Source organism: Roseovarius sp. MMSF_3298 (genome assembly GCF_030733705.1).
Taxonomy (GTDB): Bacteria; Pseudomonadota; Alphaproteobacteria; order Rhodobacterales; family Rhodobacteraceae; genus Roseovarius; species Roseovarius confluentis.
On sequence record NZ_JASHIN010000001.1, the window covers coordinates 1 to 15,187 of the forward strand.

Below are 15,187 nucleotides of genomic sequence, written 5' to 3' on the forward strand. Positions count from 1 at the left end.
CTAAAAGCAGCATGAAACCTAAACCCGATACACCTTAGAAACGCTGCAAACCTGTCCGAAATGATAGGACCACTTCAGGCTGAATTTCACGATCGTCTTGTGAAAACTCGACGAACGCAGGCTCTTTGCTGTCAGCAATTTTTAGTGCTGTGTCGTTTGGGTGAGGAGCACGCTCCACAAGTAGGAATCTTTGGATTTCAGCGGCAAAGTCGCGAACGTATTTAGGCGCGCTATCTGTGTTATTATTACTTAGGGCGGACGAAACTTCTTCTAATAGCGCGAGATCGTTCTGTGAGATAGTTTCCTGATCTACATCCAATTTCATACTAAGGCGAACTAACGCATTGTGATCCAACTCCTCATCGTCCATCACCTTCACCAGAAAAGAGTTCTTGGCAGCTCTACTCAGTTTAGTCATGAAGCCAGCGCGATGAGACTTACTCCTTGCAACCTTTGGTATTAGTTCGTGACTAAGTTCTCCTTCGTCATTCTTGCGCACAACATATTGTTTTGGAGTATCGCTCCCAATTTCCTCATGATCTTCGCTAGAAAGGTCGTAAACTAACTCGGCTGATATTTTGGCGTCTTCTGGGTACTTGTGTCGATCATGAATTGCCCAGTCTTCGCCTTCCTTCATCTTTGACAGGAGCGCCAAAATTGAACTCTTGCCTGCTTCATTTGGGCCTACCAGCACGGTCAATTTGCTGCCGGTTTTGAGGGTGTTCTTGTGAAGAAAACGACGGTAGCCGCTGAAAGTCATTCTGCTCAGTCTCATTACGGTTTTCCCGTTGGTGCTGTCAGATGAGCTTGCACATTGGCCAAGTCACGTTCAAGCCGGTAAAGGCAATACAATGGCGTGCTGTGGTTTCGATGGAATGACCACTTGCTCGTCACGCAAAGAATTTCTCGCACCTGCAACAAACTTCCGCTTCTCACCCATCGCGACGAATGCTGCGCCTGACGCCAAGGTCTGAGAAGGGCTCAAACTAGACCTTCTCCGCAAAGTGCATCAAGGTCGCGAATGCGGGACGAAGCGGTCGAACGTTCAATTTATTCAAAATGGTGCAAGCGACCAAAGGGGACACCGGAACTCTATGGGTCGGGCGGAATTTGGCCATTCGCCGCTTGCGCAAAAAGCCGACAAGTCAAGGCGAAAGTGGCTAATCGAGATTTCAAAGCAGACCGGGTTCAATGAAAGCACCATATGCAGCATTCCTAGCCTTCTTGATTGGACCAAGGTTGGGTTTGAGGTGCGAGGCTAGTATCAATGCCTTGAATTGCTCACTGAGCAAAAGAACTTAATGCAATTGGGCTTGCTTATGGAATGTGTTGCTCACTATGAAATCATGTCGGACGTTTCTATCATCTCCGATGATCACGTACTGACGATCACCGATCCAGCAGGAGCTTTCAAAGCCAGGGTAAAAAACATCCCACGGACAGAGTTCACCACTCCATTTCTGCTATCGTTACAAATCTACTTTGAAGCGCCAGACTTAGAGGCTGCAAAAGAGAGCGTCGATGAAGTTATGGCACATTGCCTGAACATGCTTGCGTTCACGACAGGTGCTGGATTTCGAAAGCATCGGATTCGAAAGATCATTGACGGAAGCAATCCCTCAGAAATGAGGATGAGGGACGCTCTGATGTGGAGTGAGAAAGTTGAATATGATGATCCACAACCATTTCTCAGAGATGAAAATGCGGCTTCCATAGAGCGCTTGCTGAAGCACGATGTATCGCCCGCAGTTAAGCGGGCACTTCGCTGGTACAGGATCGGCGTTGACGCAGCTTCGCCTGACGACCAATTCACCTACTTCTGGTTCGCGCTTGAGATCGTGGCAGAGTTCAACAAGCCGACAGAGAAAGTGCACGACCAATGCCCGCACTGTCGGGAACCGCTGTATTGCGAGAAGTGTGAAAAGCATCCGATGCATCGGCCATATGCAAAACAGGCAATCAGAGCGTTGGTTCAGGAAGCTGCGCCCGACAGCGATGCTGGAACTTTCGAGCTCCTCGACAAGACGCGAAATAGCTTGATGCACGGTTCAACGCTCGAAGAAATCGAAGACGCCTTGCCCGATTCAGAGGACCATGTGGTCGATGTCTTGGGGCGCATCTTGTGGAAGGCACTGATCATGCAGTTCCCAAAAGAGCTCTTCAAAGAACAAGTCGTCATGGGAACACCAGAAACATACGTGCATTACAAAATGAACATGGTGGCAAAAGTTCAAACAGTGTTCCCGGCCGACCAAGACGGCTACTACGATCTCGATTCAAATTCCATTACAGTGGAGATGAAGCCTTCCGGCCCCCCTCAAAGCGCATTGCCGTCTGTCGTACGAATGACGAAAGAACAATACGGAACACTTTGTAAGCTATCGTATGGAAAAAGCGAGCAAAGGGAGATGCTGGAACGGCTGCGAAGCCATGCCCAGGAACACGAAGGACACATACTTGTTCAAGTGCTCTCAACCGACAAAACCACCATCGATCAAGCAATAGATAAAAAGGAGGATGGGGAGTGGCAAAATCTGTTCCGAGAGATAATCAACCCAGCCGAAGACAATGGATCAAACTGAAGCATCGTTGCCCGAGCCGCAGCGCCGAATCTTGCTGGCCAGTTCAATGGCAAGAAAGGGCAGATAGTGAGACTTTGCAAAGTCCGCTTCATGCGCTTCGCCGCCCTTCGGGTGACCCGCAGTATTTGTCATTTTGGGCTCGGAGCGGTCATTCGCTGCACTGAGTTTTAATGTCCGTAAGAGTGTTGTCAGCAGAACTGACTCTCCTGTGCACTCCACTCCGATGGAAACTGCTCCAACACCCGTGCTAGAGTTACCTTCGGACCCTGCTTCCCTTCCAGGATCGTCTCGAGGATGTCGGGCGCAAGCAATGTGAGCCGCAGCACGCGGGTCATGTAGGAGTGTGCGATCCCTTCGCTCTGGGCCAAATCGCCGATGGTTGCGTACTCTCCCGACTCCAGCATCCGCTTCCACCGGAATGCGCGCGCTAGCGCCTTTAAGAGTGTGCTGTCTGTCCGGCGCGGTTGCATGGCACCATCCGGCATCTGCATCTCCTTTCGCCCCCCGCGCTTCACAACGCGGAACGGCACGTGGAGCGTCACCGTCTCGGGGATCGGAGCCCCGCGGGTCATGCTGCCGCCTCCATGCCACCGGCCTGCATCTCGCGCGCTAGGCCGCTGAGGCCGTCGATGCGCAGGCGGACTTTGAGCCCGTCCGTGCCGATGTCAACTCGCTCGACCAGCAGCGCCACAATGCGCGCCTGCTCTGCGGGGAAGAGCTCCTCCCAGAGCGGATCGAGCTGCTGGAGTGCTGCGCGGGCGTTGGCCTCGGTGATGTCGTCAGCGTGGCCGCGTGCCGCCTTCCACGTTCCCGCCACGACCTCAGGCTGGCGGAAAACGGTGCGCAACTGATCGACGACTGCGGCCTCGATCTCGGCGGCGGAGACACGTCCCACCGGGCACGACCCTGCGCCATGCTTCAGCACCGTCTGGCTGACATAGTAGCGGTAGAGCTTGTCGCCCTTGCGGGTGTGCGTCGGCGAGAAGGCCGCGCCGTCGGGGCCGAACAGAAGCGCCTTCAGCAGTGCGGGCGTCTCGGCGCGGGTGCGGGCGGCTCGCTTGCGCGGGCTTTCCTGCAGGATGGCGTGAACGCGGTCCCATGTCTCGCGGGCGATGATGGCGTCGTGCTCGCCGGGGTAGCTCTCGCCCTTGTGGACCGCTTCGCCGATATAGGCGCGGTTGTTCAGCATCCGGTACAGGTACTTCTTGTCGATCCGGTTGCCGCGCGGAGTACGGATGCCGCGTTGATCGACTTCGCGCGCCAGTTCTGTTCCCGAGCCGATTTCAAGAAAACGAGCGAAGATCCAACGGACGTGTTCGGCCTTCGCTTCATCGATCAGCAACTTCCGGTTCTCGACCCGGTATCCTAAAGGCGGCACGCCGCCCATCCACATGCCCTTGCGCCGAGATGCCGCGATCTTGTCGCGAATGCGCTCGGCAGTGACCTCGCGTTCGAACTGGGCGAAGGATAGCAGGATGTTCAGCGTCAGCCGGCCCATGGACGTGGTCGTGTTGAACGACTGCGTTACCGACACGAAGGTCACGCCGTTCCGGTCGAACACCTCGACCAGCTTTGCGAAGTCGGCGAGTGACCGGCTGAGACGGTCGATCTTGTAGACAACGACCACGTCGACCAGCCCGTCTTCGATGTCTTCCGTGAGACGCTGAAGGGCAGGGCGGTCGAGCGTGCCGCCGGATATGCCGCCATCATCATACTGATCGCGAACAAGAACCCAGCCCTCCGACCTCTGGCTGGCGATATAGGCCTCGCAGGCCTCCCGCTGAGCGTGGAGCGAATTGAACTCCTGCTCGAGCCCTTCCTCGGAGGACTTGCGGGTGTAGATCGCGCAACGCAGCTTGCGAAAGATAGCTTCATCACCATGTTTACTCATATTCATAGGAAAGGTGCTCCGTGATGAAATTGAAACGCCGCAAGAGAACCAAGGCCCAGCGAATTTCTGATCACGATGAAATTGCCCGGAGATTTCCACGAAAGAGTAGAAAGGGAGATGCTCTCGGTGGCTTCAAGAATTGGCTTAAAGGTCCTGCAAAGCAGGGAGGTTTGGTTAACCCAAGGTAGTCTGACGTTTCTCACGATTTTCTCCGGCTCTTGAGACCGAAAAACACCCAGCCGTTCCAGCGCGTGCCGGTGATGGCCCGAGCTATGGCAGACAACGATTTGTAGGGTCGGCCTTGCCACTCGAAGCCGTCGCTGGTGACAGTCACCACATGTTCGACGCCCTGCCATTCCCGGATGAGGCGCGTGCCGGCGATGGGCATGCCGTGATCGGCACGGCGTCGGCTCTTCTTGCGATCGCCACCATCGAGCTCTTCGCCCAGCCGTTCCAGTCGGCGGATGGTCTCCGGCTTCAGCCCGCCGTAGGTCAGTTCCTGGATGCGATAGGCCAGCCTGCTTTCGAGGTGGCGGCGATTGAAGGGTGGAGGCTCGCTGTCGAAAAGGTCGCGCCAGTGCGCCTTCAGCTCCGGCGTCGTGGCGGTCTTCAGCGCAGCCAGGCGCGCGGGAATCGGGTCTTGCTTTGTCATGCATGTCCTCCGGTTTCGGTGGTTGCATGACCGCTCCGGTCGGGCGGAGAGTGAAGCGAACTTTCTCCCGCCCGTGCAGATACTTCGCTTGACTGGCGCTGATGCAGGCGGACCAGGCCGAGCGCCAGGATCTTGCAGAGCGCCGCGCGACGTTCGAGGGGCGTCATGTGCGATGGATTAAGCGGGTTGGGCGTTCGGGTGGGCCGGAGTTTCTTCTGTTTCATGTCCTCCAAAAGCCAAACCAGAGACGAAAATGGGACATTGCCTTTGAGGGAGGCCGGATTTTGCATTTTTCATCGCGGTCAATCAATGTGCCGAAGATCTGAGTGATGTACGGGAGGAAATCGTGAACAAGTCGGCAAGCGCGAACACTCCATTCCAGGATTTTGAAGGTTTCGAGCCTCCCGATCCCGACAGTAAGATTTCCAAAGACGATTATGCGCTGCTGCTGGACCTGGAGAAGCAACAGTTCAAGTTTTGCCGTGAGCTTGATCGATCGAATGCGGAGAAAACCTCCGTCAAATCTCAAGCCGTTCGCGAGTGGTGGTGCATCGCTAATGCGATCCTCTGGACGTACCAGCGTGACAATGCACATGAAGGCGACCGTCTCGATCCAATGCCGATGGTTGTTCTAAGCAGGCTTGCCAAAATGGCCGACGATTTGAGACATGGAAACATTCCTGACTTCATCAAAGATGTTGCAGTTGCCGGAAAAGGCAGACCGTATTGGCGGATGGAAAGACGGGCCATAGGCTATGCGCTTCTATACATCGAAGCCGCTGCGCGCGGTGAGATCGAAGACGGCAGACCCAAATCTAGTGTTGCCAAGTTATATGACGTGTCCGGACAAACCGTACGGAATTGGATCCAGCGTCGCAGCGAATTTGTCACTGGCATCTCGAAGGGTCAAAGCACCCCTCAGATGCTCAACAGCTTGATCCATGAGCATGGCGAAACTTTTGCGCGTATAGGCCGCAGCACCATGAAGGGCGTTAGATAAAGAAATAGCCCAAACCATCCCTTGCGATAGCTTGGGCTATTTTCTTCGAAGAATGTCGAGTTTTTTGCCAGGCACCGTCAACTTCTGAAAGGTGCAGGCAAATGCCGACATTCACGACCTTCCATGACCAAAAGAATTCTCGGTCCGGCGCAATAAACCACGCCAGTGATTGGCGCTGCACCTGCTGCGGCAAGCTGCTCGGCCGCCGGCACGGGGCGGCGATCCTGGTGCAGTTCGCACGCGGACATCGCTACCGCATCTCGCGTCCGGCATCGGCGGTCTGCCGGAGCTGCGGCACCCTGAACGAAACCTGATCTCTAAACGGGCGGCCTGACGGTCGCCCGCATTTCTTTTTCCAACTCGAGAGGCGCGCGACGCCCTGACCTGGCCACGATGAGGCGCCCGACGCCCGGCCGAAAGGCAGGCGTCTCATGCGAGCCTCTTGGCACGCGCTTCACGCGCAGCTTCTCCGCCGTGCGGAGCGGCTGGCGACCACAAAACACTTCCGCGACATGCAGACCAACCATCCCGATCTGGAAGGTTTTCCGGACGTGCCGGCGTTGCTGGATCATCAACATGCACGGGATAACGATCCGAACGCGAAGAACAAGACATTGCGGGCGCTGGTGACGGCGGCGCAATCACAGGCGGCTTTCGCAGACACGGCGCAAGTCCTTGTGCTGCTGGCGCTTTGGCCCGGGCTCGATGCCCTGCACGGGCGTTTGTCTCGGTACTACAGACAGCATCCCGACATCCTCTGCGCGGAGCTTTCGGCGCGCATGGCGGCGGCAATTGCCCGCGTCGATCTCGCGCGCGTGGATCGCCTGGCCGCAACATTGCTGATGAACGTGCGCCGCGACATTCTCCGGGCCCTCAAACGGGACTGGGCACGGCAGGAAGCATCCCTCGACGAGAGTATCACCGCGGCGGAGGCGCCGGCGAGTACTTCTCCGGATCGCGCCCTGCAACGATTGAAGCCGCTGATCGGCGAGGATGCCGGCCTCGTCGTGGCCGTGGTGCTGATGGGGTTTACCCAGAAGGAAGCGGCGCAGGCCCTGGGGATGAGTCACGACGCGGCCCGCAAGCGGTACCAGCGCGCCTTGGCGAAGTTGCACGCCCTCGACGGAAAACTTTCCTGATGACTGTCCCATTCGGGCCTCCGGAGTGGCTTTTCACCTCAAAGACTCAAGCAAGGACACTTCACATGGAAACAGAGAATCAGGCGTATCAGCGGATCCCGGGGCTATACCGGCTCTGGGATCTGCCCTTCGTCATTGACCGCCGTGACGACTACCAGGTGCACTACGTCGAACCGACTGAGGAGGGCACACCGCTCTTTGCGATCTACCGGGCACGCCTGGACGAAGAAGGAGTGGGGTAATGACCGGACAAATACCATCGCACCTCACGCAACACGATCTCGCGTTTCGGTGGCGCGTCAGCCGCCGCACGCTGGAACGCTGGCGTGCGCAGGGCAGGGGGCCTGACTGGCTCAAAATCTGCGGCCGGGTGCTCTATCGCCGGTCGGACGTCGAGGCATTCGAGGAAGCCGGGCGGCGGCAGAGGGATCCTCAATAGGCCATGCGCGTGGAGCGGAACCTTCCGACTCCACAGTCAGACGAAAACAGCAACCGGGCTGCCAATGGCGGCCCCGTTGGTGCTGGTCACATCACATTCGGGCAGGCCGCCGAGCAATTGCTGTCGCAGGGCTTCGAGTCACTGCCTATCCGGATGGGAGGGAAAGCGCCCGCAGTCACACGCTGGTCCAGTGTGGAGATCGACGACGCGAAGGTGGCGCAATGGTGCCGTACGCACGCTAATTGCGGCGTGGGCCTTCGCACAGGACGGCTCATCGGGCTCGATATCGATTGTCTGGACGCACATGCCGCCCACCGTGTCCAGTCGCTGGCGGAGGCGCGGTTCGGTGCGACACTCGTCCGGGTCGGTCAGTGGCCAAAACGACTGCTGCTCTACCGGGCGGATCAGGCGTTCCCGAAGCTCAAGTCTGGATCCGTGGAGATCCTTGGGGCCGGCCAACAGTTCGTGGCCTTCGGGAGTCATTCCGGGACAGGAAAACCCTATTACTGGCCAACGGGCGAGACAGTCCTCGATTATGAGATCGACGACTTGCCCCTCATCACGGAAGACGATGCACGTTCCTTTCTGGCCGAAGTTCACCCTGGACCCCAACGGGCCGCGAGGCGAGCAGGTAAGACTGCCCCACGCGCGGCTACAGGCCCGGTCGAGGTCGTTCGCCGCAACGGGTGGGTCGTCGACGGGCGCGATGCCTGGCTTAGCCAGATCGCGTTCCACAGTGTGCATGATCTGATCGATCGGGGCGAAACGCCGGTCCCAGTCGCCCTTGCCTCCCTCGTCTGGGAGCGGTTTGCCAACACCACCGATCTTGATCGCCCGCGTTCGTCGACCGGCCGTGCGTTTGATGTCGCTGACGCCACACGCAAGGTCACCGACAAGCTGGACCTGCTGGATGAGGGGCGGCTGCCCGGCAGGGAGGTCTCCACGCCCACGCTGGACTACACGCCAGCCGCGCTGTCTGTGGAAAAAGGCCGCACGCGTTTGCAGGAGGTGCTGTCAGGCCACTGCGAGAAGGTGCTGGCATGGCACCGGAGCCAGGAGAAAGATCCACCTTCGCTCGGCGTGCGGGCCACGGTAGGTCTTGGCAAGTCCCGCGCCGCGCGCGCAGCGATCAGTGACATGATGCCGGCGCTCCGCGGCCAGGGCTTGCCGCATCGCGTTCTCGTCTTTACGCCCTCCCACGCTTTGGCCGAGGAAACCGCTTGCGCGTGGCGCGATCTCGGCATCGACGCGACGGTGCTCCGAGGCTACGAGCGCAAGGACCCGACAACGGGCGATCCGATGTGTCGTGACATCGAGATGGTCCGGGCCGTTCTCGCGAGCGGGCTTTCCGTGCAGGACCACGCCTGTCGGTCGCGTGAAGGCAACCAATGTAGATTCTTCGAGAGCTGCCTCAAGCAGCAGAACCGCAAGGACGCCGCCGTGGCCGACGTTGTCGTGGCGCCCTATGATGCGCTGTTTTCCGGCCTTGCTTTCTCGGAAGACAATGTGGCGCTCATCCTGGTCGACGAAGGATGCTGGCAGCGGGCTGTCGAGACTTGCTCAGATCTGTTCGTCGAGGATCTGCTCGACGAGCCCTTGCATGGGATGGGCGAGAACAGGGTGGGCGGATCGCCGGTCGCCGCGATGGCTGATCTTTCGGCTTTCCGGCAGGCTGCCGCTCGAGCCTTGCGCCAAGGGCAAAAAGACATGTCCTTGATCCGCAGTCTGCGCGCCGAGGGTCTGACGCATAAGGACTGCCAGCACGCTGCGAAACTGGAAGAGTGGCGTAGGCCGGCTGTGGCCTTCGTGCCCGGTCTCGACAGAGCCCGTCGTGCGGAAGCTCTGCGCACGGCCAAGGCAAACCAGAGGATCGACCTGTTAAGCCGCTTCTGGCGCGCCCTGGCCGATTTGCTGCGCTATGGCGAGCAACCGGGGCAGTCCCTGCAGGTGCGCCCGGCCGGGTCAGATGGCCGGCAGGCGATCGAGATGCGGCGGGTCAAGCGCCTGCATGACAGTCTGCGAGGGAAACCTGTCCTTCACCTCGATGCGACGCTTCGACAGAGCCTCGCAGAAGCGATCCTGCCGCCGATGGAGATCGAGTGTATCAACGTCGCGGCGCCGCACATGCATGTACGCCTAGTCACGGGGAGCTTCGGGAAGTCGATGATCTGCCCGTTGCCGGGCCTGCCGCCAGAAGAATTCCGGCGCCGGGAAAACAGGCTGCGGGAATGCGTGGATTACGTGCGCTGGCACGCGCTCCGGGTTTTCCCGCGCGATGTGCTGGTGGTGACCTACCAAGCCATAGAACCTGCCTTCATTGATATTCCGAACGTCGTGACGGCGCATTTCAACGCCGTCGCCGGGCTCGACATCTACAAGGATGTCGCGATGCTCATCGGCATTGGCCGGCCACTTCCTCCGAGCCAGGAGGCCGAAGAGTTAGCGAGAGCGCTGTTCGGCGGTGTTGAAGCGTCCGGCTATGTTTCGGATCGTGTCGGACTGTACATGCGCACAGGTCGGACGTGCGGGCTAGTCGCGGTGCGGCATAAAGATGAAACTGCAGAGACCCTGCGCGCCGCGATCTGCGACGATGAACTAGTGCAGGCAATCGGCCGGGGGCGTGGGGTGAACAGGACTGCCGCCAATTCGCTGGAAGTGCATATTCTGGCAGACGTGGCGTTACCGCTTGTTTATGACCGCTTGACGTCGTGGGACGCTGAAAAGCCAGACCCTTTCCAGCAGATGCTCTTGGCGAGCGTGGCTGTGAACAGTCCGGCGGATGCCGCCGCTTTGCATCCAGAGCTATTCGGCAACTCCAATGAGGCGAAGCTGGCGATTAAAAGGTCAGCATTTAAGGGTCAAAACCCTATGTATAGTCCTTATAGGGAAATGACCCTTAAATCGGCTGCCTACCGACGTGACGGCCGGGGCCGGTGCTGGCAGCGGGTCTGGTGGGTGAGTGGTGACGAAGCACAGATGCGATGTCTCCTCGAAACTGCTCTTGGAAAACTGTCTGGCTGGCGAATTTAGATGCGCGCGCGTCAAAGTGATGCTGCCAGCGGTCGTTGGTGAAACATGCGGCGAACTTCAGCTTTGAGCCCAAAGCGGCGAAAGCTGCGCATAATATGAACGTCGGCTATGGCGTGGCGGACTTCTTATGCTTAGGTCTTGACCTAACTTTAAGGCAGCCCTACACTTAGGCCCATGCCTAACCGAAAAGCCCCCATAGAACAAACCTTCATCGCGCTTTCCGATCCAACGCGCCGGGCGGTGGTTCAGGCGCTTAGTGAAGGGGCTGCAACTGTTTCCCAACTCGCCGACCCTTTCGATATGGCGCTACCATCCTTCACACAGCATCTCGGCGTTCTGGAAAGCGCGGGCCTTATCGTGTCGCGACGGGAGGGGCGGAGCCGCGTCTGTTCGCTGAATCCGGCAGCTTTGAAGGATGCGGAAGACTGGATGGCCTCTTACCGGAAGCAATGGGAGAGCCGCTTGGATCGCTTTGAGGCTCACCTTAAAAATGTAGAGAAAGGGAAATCGAATGACTGATCAAAACACAAGCGCTGTTTCCGAATGGGCGTCCTGGCCTTTGGACCGGGAATTGGTTCTTGCTCGTGTCGTTGACGCTGACCGCGAAACCGCCTTCCAGGCATGGACCGATCCGGCGCAAATTGTGCAATGGTTTGGACCCGACGGGTTCCGTATCGAGTCTCACGAGGCTGACATTCGCGAGGGTGGCGTGTGGCGGTTCGACATGGTGGCCCCGGACGGCACGCGGTTCTCCAACCGCATGGACTTCCTGCGTGTCGAGACACCCGGCCTTATCGAGCTCGATCATGGACAGGACATTGAAGATGATCCTAACCGTTTTCGACTTCTGGTGACGTTCGATGAGCAGGATAACGGAAAAACCGTTGTCACGCTGCGCCAGATGCACCCGACGCCGGAACGTCGCGCCATTGTCATTGGATTTGGCGCAGTTGAATTCGGCATGCAAACGCTGGGCAAACTCGCGGATCACGTTGCCGGCAAGTCCAACCTTGCAGTAGCCAAAGGCTGACCACTGTTCGCGGTGTTACACGGAACGAGCTGCCGTTCGCTCGGACAAGGCGGACGGCCGCTTCGTCCGCATAGCTGACTTTAATGAATCTTATAGCTAATGTTCGGTTTTTGTATGTGGTCGATCGACCTTGAGTGCTTGAGGATTTAGGCGCCGAAAGGACCGACCTTCTGCAAAAGGTGTTCCCGGCAGGCGTGTCAACGCATCAGCAGAGAGAGCCTCAAGACACACTGCTTTCGCGCACAACTGCAATCAGGCGACGGAATACGTGGTCCGGAGTCGCTTGCTTCCAGAAATTGACAAAGCGGCAGACCAGCTGAAGGTTTGCCGCTTCATAGTGCCCATTGCTGTCTATCCGGTCTGCTGACGGTAGCATGTTCTTGTCACCTCTGTACTTAAAAGGCAGCCCGGTGATCGCACACCGCTCTTCCTGCTTTTTCAAGAGACGAGCCAAAAGTGCATCAAGCTCGCTGTCAGACATCTTCAGGTCTTTTCTCTTAATTGTCACATTCTCCAATTGCCCGTTGGCAAACCGGGTCGTGACAAGAATCGAATTTTTCATGTTCGCGAGGGCCTTCGCCTTTGATTCGCCGTCATTCACGCCGTCTTTTTCGACCGAGGTTTTCGAGGCAGTTCCCTCATCTTTGACACCCCACCAGAGCGCATCCAGTGTCCACAAATCGATATCAAGCTTCCGGGCCAGATCATGCAGCACCTCATTTACAGCGACATATCGTTCTCCTGTTGTTGTTCCGCGCTTGAAGGCAGGCCAGAGCCCAAGAAAGCGGAGGGCCTTCTCCGAAGTCCCGTTCCAAACCCCGTACTTTTCTGGGTAAGTCACTAACAGAATGGCGGAGAGTTTCGCCATCCCCATGCCAGGAGCCTTGATTGCGCTATCAACCCGCCCACTGATGGGAAGTGACTCGTCCACTAGAACGCTGAGCACCTGCCGCAATCTTTTCATGTCCGCATATAGCTGCGGTTGACGCCCGAGGCCTGTCCAGTGCTTGTTGTGCTTAATACTAAGGAATTTTCTGAAATTGCTCTCGTCGAGATCAGCCACCGCGGACGGTTTGAAGGAGGGAGAAAACTTCTTCAGAACCTCGTCACGACCTTCGATTATTTCGCGCACTTGCAGCTCACCTTTGGCCCAAGTCAGCTTCGAATAAACTTCCAGATCCACCATGACCTCCGAAAATTTCTACTCGCCAACAGTACCCGCATAAACTGCAGCGACACAGAAAATTGTCGGAACTGGAGATGTCGGCCTAACCCTGCGAAATGGTAAACGGAAATATGAGGCAAGGCATCTCGGTTTGTCGCCGTGTAGCGATAGACACATTTGCTCATTCCGGTGCCTAAAGTTAACCGCCATTGCGCCAATCACTGGTTTATTTGCGCTTGCTTCAGCTTCACACGACTCACAGGTTCGTCGCTCACTGGCGGTGATTGTCAGAAATTGTCGTGATTACATCGATTTATTGGGTTTGCTATACTCCCCGAGATGCGGGCACACGGACGCGTTGAAATAGAGCGGGGGGGGTAGAGTGGCAAAGAGAACAGACAGGCGCGCAACAGCGATCCGGCAATGTCCGGTAGAGGATCTGGTGCCCTACGCCAACAACGCGCGGACGCATTCCGACGCGCAGATTGCGCTGATCGCAGGGTCGATCCGGGAGTTCGGGTTCAACAACCCAGTGCTGGTCGATGGCGCGAACGGCATTATCGTGGGGCACGGGCGCCTGGAAGCCGCGCACCGGCTTGGACTGAAAGAAGTGCCGGTCATCGAGCTCGGGCATCTCTCGGACGCGCAGAAGCGGGCCTACATCCTGGCGGACAACCGGCTGGCCGAGCGGGCAGGGTGGGACAGGGAACTGCTGGCGCTGGAACTGGGCGACCTCTCCGAGCTTGGCGTCGATCTGTCCGACCTGGGCTTCGAGGGCGCTGAACTCGATGCCTTGCTGGACCGCGGCGCGGCGGACCCGCGCGAAGAGGAAACGCCGGAGCCACCGGTCACTCCGGTATCTCGTTCGGGCGACCTGTGGCGTCTCGGAAACCACCGCCTGCTCTGTGGGGATGCGACCAGCAAGTCCGACGTCGCCCGCCTGCTCGAGGGCGTGGTGCCACACCTGATGGTGACAGATCCGCCCTATGGCGTCGCGTACGATCCAGCCTGGCGCAACGAGACCGGCGCGACCAGGACCAAGCGGACGGGTAGGGTGGCCAATGACGACCGTGCTGACTGGCGGGAGGCTTCGGCGCTCTTTCCCGGGGACGTGGCCTATGTCTGGCATGGCGCTCTGCACGCGGGCACGGTTGCGGAGAGCTTGGTCGCCAGCGGGTTCGAGATCCGCAGCCAGATCATCTGGGCCAAGGAGCGGCTGGTCCTGTCACGGGGGCATTATCACTGGCAGCACGAGCCGGCGTGGTACTGCGTGAGGGGCAAGGGGCACTGGTCGGGCGACCGAAAGCAATCGACGCTCTGGGAGATCCCGAACAGGGACCAGGACGCGCAGACGATCCACGGCACCCAGAAACCCGTGGAATGCATGAGACGGCCCATGCTGAACAACTCCAGTCCCGGACAGGCCGTCTATGAACCCTTTTCCGGATCGGGCACGAGTCTCATCGCGGCCGAGACCTGCGGGCGCGTCTGCCACGCCATGGAACTGGATCCGGCCTACGTGGATGTGGCCGTCCGACGCTGGGAAAGCTTTACCGGGGAGACAGCGACGCTGGAGGAGGACGGCCGCAGCTTCGACGAGATCGCGTCGATACGGCAGGAGGAGGCGGCTTGATGGCTTCAATGAGAGCCATCAAGGCCCGCTCGGGTGGGGTCAATGCGCGGCCGTAAGCCAGTGCCCAAAGCCGGCACGCTAGCACACTCGCCCCTGAACGCCTTGCCGCGATGCCCGTCGCATCTGAAAGACGTAGCCCGCAAGGAATGGCGAAGGCTGGCGACACCGCTCCACGAGGCCGGCATCCTGACGCTGGCGGACCGTGCGGCCCTCGCGGCCTATTGCCAGGCCTACGCCCGCTGGGTCCAGGCGGAAGAAAAGCTGGGAGAGGGGCCCGCGTTGCTCAAGACGCCCAGCGGATACGTTCAGCAGTCGCCCTGGCTGACGGTCGCGAACAAACAGATGGAGCTGATGGGCCGCTACATGTCCGAACTGGGCCTGACACCGGTGGCGCGCACGCGCGTGGACATGGCCGAGACTGCTGCAATGAAAGATCCGGTCACAACGATCAAGTTCGTGACGGTCTACACCGACAAGGATAGCAACAGCGTCGAAGAAGGCGCCCGGGACGATGAATTAGAGCCAAATGCTCCACGCGACCCCGTGAGGGTCACCTGCAAGCCCGGTCGGCGCGATTAAGGCACTGATGCGCCTACACTAATTAAGGATTCCATCGTACAGAACTG

The 15,187-nt window shown here is 58.4% G+C and carries 17 protein-coding genes; 11 read left to right on the forward strand and 6 right to left on the reverse strand.

Annotation, left to right across the window (positions count from 1 at the left end; all coding sequences use genetic code 11):
• Window positions 1-34 precede the first annotated feature (34 nt).
• Window positions 35-775 (reverse strand): AAA family ATPase, encoded by a 741-nt coding sequence (locus RBB18_RS00005; RefSeq protein ID WP_306110408.1) that lies wholly within the window; start codon window positions 773-775, stop codon window positions 35-37.
• A 526-nt stretch (window positions 776-1,301) separates the two neighbouring features.
• Between RBB18_RS00005 and mauJ the strand changes: the two genes are divergently transcribed.
• Entirely contained in the window at window positions 1,302-2,582 is a 1,281-nt protein-coding gene (gene mauJ / locus RBB18_RS00010; RefSeq protein WP_306110409.1) for a methylamine utilization protein MauJ, read from the forward strand.
• On the opposite strand, the gene RBB18_RS00015 is transcribed toward mauJ, so the two are convergent.
• The 4 genes from RBB18_RS00015 to RBB18_RS00030 form a co-directional block, all read right to left on the reverse strand.
• Window positions 2,574-2,714: a hypothetical protein gene (locus tag RBB18_RS00015; RefSeq protein ID WP_170067095.1), complete on the reverse strand. Its 141-nt coding sequence runs from the start codon at window positions 2,712-2,714 to the stop codon at window positions 2,574-2,576. The genes mauJ and RBB18_RS00015 overlap by 9 nt on opposite strands.
• A gap of 56 nt (window positions 2,715-2,770) precedes the next feature.
• Complete coding sequence (locus RBB18_RS00020; RefSeq protein ID WP_306110410.1) at window positions 2,771-3,154, reverse strand: hypothetical protein; 384 nt, start codon at window positions 3,152-3,154, stop codon at window positions 2,771-2,773.
• Window positions 3,151-4,473 carry a recombinase family protein gene (locus RBB18_RS00025; RefSeq protein ID WP_306110515.1) on the reverse strand — a complete coding sequence of 441 codons (1,323 nt, stop codon included), beginning with the start codon at window positions 4,471-4,473 and terminating at the stop codon, window positions 3,151-3,153. Before RBB18_RS00025 ends, RBB18_RS00020 begins: the two co-directional genes overlap by 4 nt.
• A 199-nt stretch (window positions 4,474-4,672) precedes the next feature.
• Complete coding sequence (locus RBB18_RS00030) at window positions 4,673-5,125, reverse strand: DUF2924 domain-containing protein (RefSeq protein ID WP_103761365.1); 453 nt, start codon at window positions 5,123-5,125, stop codon at window positions 4,673-4,675.
• A gap of 346 nt (window positions 5,126-5,471) precedes the next feature.
• Between RBB18_RS00030 and RBB18_RS00035 the strand changes: the two genes are divergently transcribed.
• The 8 genes from RBB18_RS00035 (at window position 5,472) to RBB18_RS00070 (ending at window position 11,763) form a co-directional block, all read left to right on the forward strand.
• Window positions 5,472-6,125, forward strand: a complete 654-nt coding sequence (locus tag RBB18_RS00035; RefSeq protein WP_306110411.1) for a hypothetical protein — start codon at window positions 5,472-5,474, stop codon at window positions 6,123-6,125.
• Between the two features lie 101 nt (window positions 6,126-6,226).
• On the forward strand, window positions 6,227-6,439 hold the full coding sequence (locus tag RBB18_RS00040) for a hypothetical protein (protein ID WP_103761363.1): 213 nt from the start codon (window positions 6,227-6,229) through the stop codon (window positions 6,437-6,439).
• A 198-nt stretch (window positions 6,440-6,637) separates the two neighbouring features.
• Window positions 6,638-7,264 carry an ECF-type sigma factor gene (locus RBB18_RS00045; protein ID WP_306110412.1) on the forward strand — a complete coding sequence of 209 codons (627 nt, stop codon included), beginning with the start codon at window positions 6,638-6,640 and terminating at the stop codon, window positions 7,262-7,264.
• 65 nt (window positions 7,265-7,329) lie between these two features.
• Entirely contained in the window at window positions 7,330-7,506 is a 177-nt protein-coding gene (locus tag RBB18_RS00050; protein WP_170067094.1) for a hypothetical protein, read from the forward strand.
• On the forward strand, window positions 7,506-7,703 hold the full coding sequence (locus RBB18_RS00055; protein ID WP_103761360.1) for an AlpA family transcriptional regulator: 198 nt from the start codon (window positions 7,506-7,508) through the stop codon (window positions 7,701-7,703). Before RBB18_RS00050 ends, RBB18_RS00055 begins: the two co-directional genes overlap by 1 nt.
• Before the next feature lie 3 nt (window positions 7,704-7,706).
• A complete protein-coding gene (locus tag RBB18_RS00060) occupies window positions 7,707-10,733 on the forward strand; it encodes a bifunctional DNA primase/polymerase (protein ID WP_306110413.1) in 3,027 nt (1,008 codons plus the stop codon).
• A 174-nt stretch (window positions 10,734-10,907) separates the two neighbouring features.
• Window positions 10,908-11,252: a helix-turn-helix transcriptional regulator gene (locus RBB18_RS00065; protein ID WP_306110414.1), complete on the forward strand. Its 345-nt coding sequence runs from the start codon at window positions 10,908-10,910 to the stop codon at window positions 11,250-11,252.
• Complete coding sequence (locus RBB18_RS00070; RefSeq protein ID WP_306110415.1) at window positions 11,245-11,763, forward strand: SRPBCC family protein; 519 nt, start codon at window positions 11,245-11,247, stop codon at window positions 11,761-11,763. The genes RBB18_RS00065 and RBB18_RS00070 overlap by 8 nt, the downstream gene beginning before the upstream one ends.
• 220 nt (window positions 11,764-11,983) lie before the next feature.
• On the opposite strand, the gene RBB18_RS00075 is transcribed toward RBB18_RS00070, so the two are convergent.
• Window positions 11,984-12,946, reverse strand: a complete 963-nt coding sequence (locus RBB18_RS00075; protein WP_306110416.1) for a hypothetical protein — start codon at window positions 12,944-12,946, stop codon at window positions 11,984-11,986.
• A gap of 364 nt (window positions 12,947-13,310) precedes the next feature.
• On the opposite strand from RBB18_RS00075, the gene RBB18_RS00080 reads away from it, so the two are divergent.
• Together RBB18_RS00080 and RBB18_RS00085 are read left to right on the forward strand one after the other, a co-directional pair.
• On the forward strand, window positions 13,311-14,561 hold the full coding sequence (locus RBB18_RS00080; RefSeq protein ID WP_306110417.1) for a site-specific DNA-methyltransferase: 1,251 nt from the start codon (window positions 13,311-13,313) through the stop codon (window positions 14,559-14,561).
• A 42-nt stretch (window positions 14,562-14,603) separates the two neighbouring features.
• Window positions 14,604-15,140: a phage terminase small subunit P27 family gene (locus RBB18_RS00085; RefSeq protein WP_306110418.1), complete on the forward strand. Its 537-nt coding sequence runs from the start codon at window positions 14,604-14,606 to the stop codon at window positions 15,138-15,140.
• Window positions 15,141-15,187 lie beyond the last annotated feature (47 nt).

Coding starts and splice junctions, on each gene's coding strand:
- RBB18_RS00045 (WP_306110412.1), top strand. CDS start 6,638: ATGCAGACCAACCATCCCGATCTGGAAGGTTTTCCGGACGTGCCGGCG.
- RBB18_RS00065 (WP_306110414.1), top strand. CDS start 10,908: ATGCCTAACCGAAAAGCCCCCATAGAACAAACCTTCATCGCGCTTTCC.
- RBB18_RS00085 (WP_306110418.1), top strand. CDS start 14,604: ATGCGCGGCCGTAAGCCAGTGCCCAAAGCCGGCACGCTAGCACACTCG.
- RBB18_RS00030 (WP_103761365.1), bottom strand. CDS start 5,125: ATGACAAAGCAAGACCCGATTCCCGCGCGCCTGGCTGCGCTGAAGACC.
- mauJ (WP_306110409.1), top strand. CDS start 1,302: ATGCAATTGGGCTTGCTTATGGAATGTGTTGCTCACTATGAAATCATG.
- RBB18_RS00015 (WP_170067095.1), bottom strand. CDS start 2,714: ATGACAAATACTGCGGGTCACCCGAAGGGCGGCGAAGCGCATGAAGCG.
- RBB18_RS00020 (WP_306110410.1), bottom strand. CDS start 3,154: ATGACCCGCGGGGCTCCGATCCCCGAGACGGTGACGCTCCACGTGCCG.
- RBB18_RS00055 (WP_103761360.1), top strand. CDS start 7,506: ATGACCGGACAAATACCATCGCACCTCACGCAACACGATCTCGCGTTT.
- RBB18_RS00050 (WP_170067094.1), top strand. CDS start 7,330: ATGGAAACAGAGAATCAGGCGTATCAGCGGATCCCGGGGCTATACCGG.
- RBB18_RS00070 (WP_306110415.1), top strand. CDS start 11,245: ATGACTGATCAAAACACAAGCGCTGTTTCCGAATGGGCGTCCTGGCCT.
- RBB18_RS00040 (WP_103761363.1), top strand. CDS start 6,227: ATGCCGACATTCACGACCTTCCATGACCAAAAGAATTCTCGGTCCGGC.
- RBB18_RS00005 (WP_306110408.1), bottom strand. CDS start 775: ATGAGACTGAGCAGAATGACTTTCAGCGGCTACCGTCGTTTTCTTCAC.
- RBB18_RS00025 (WP_306110515.1), bottom strand. CDS start 4,473: ATGAGTAAACATGGTGATGAAGCTATCTTTCGCAAGCTGCGTTGCGCG.
- RBB18_RS00060 (WP_306110413.1), top strand. CDS start 7,707: ATGCGCGTGGAGCGGAACCTTCCGACTCCACAGTCAGACGAAAACAGC.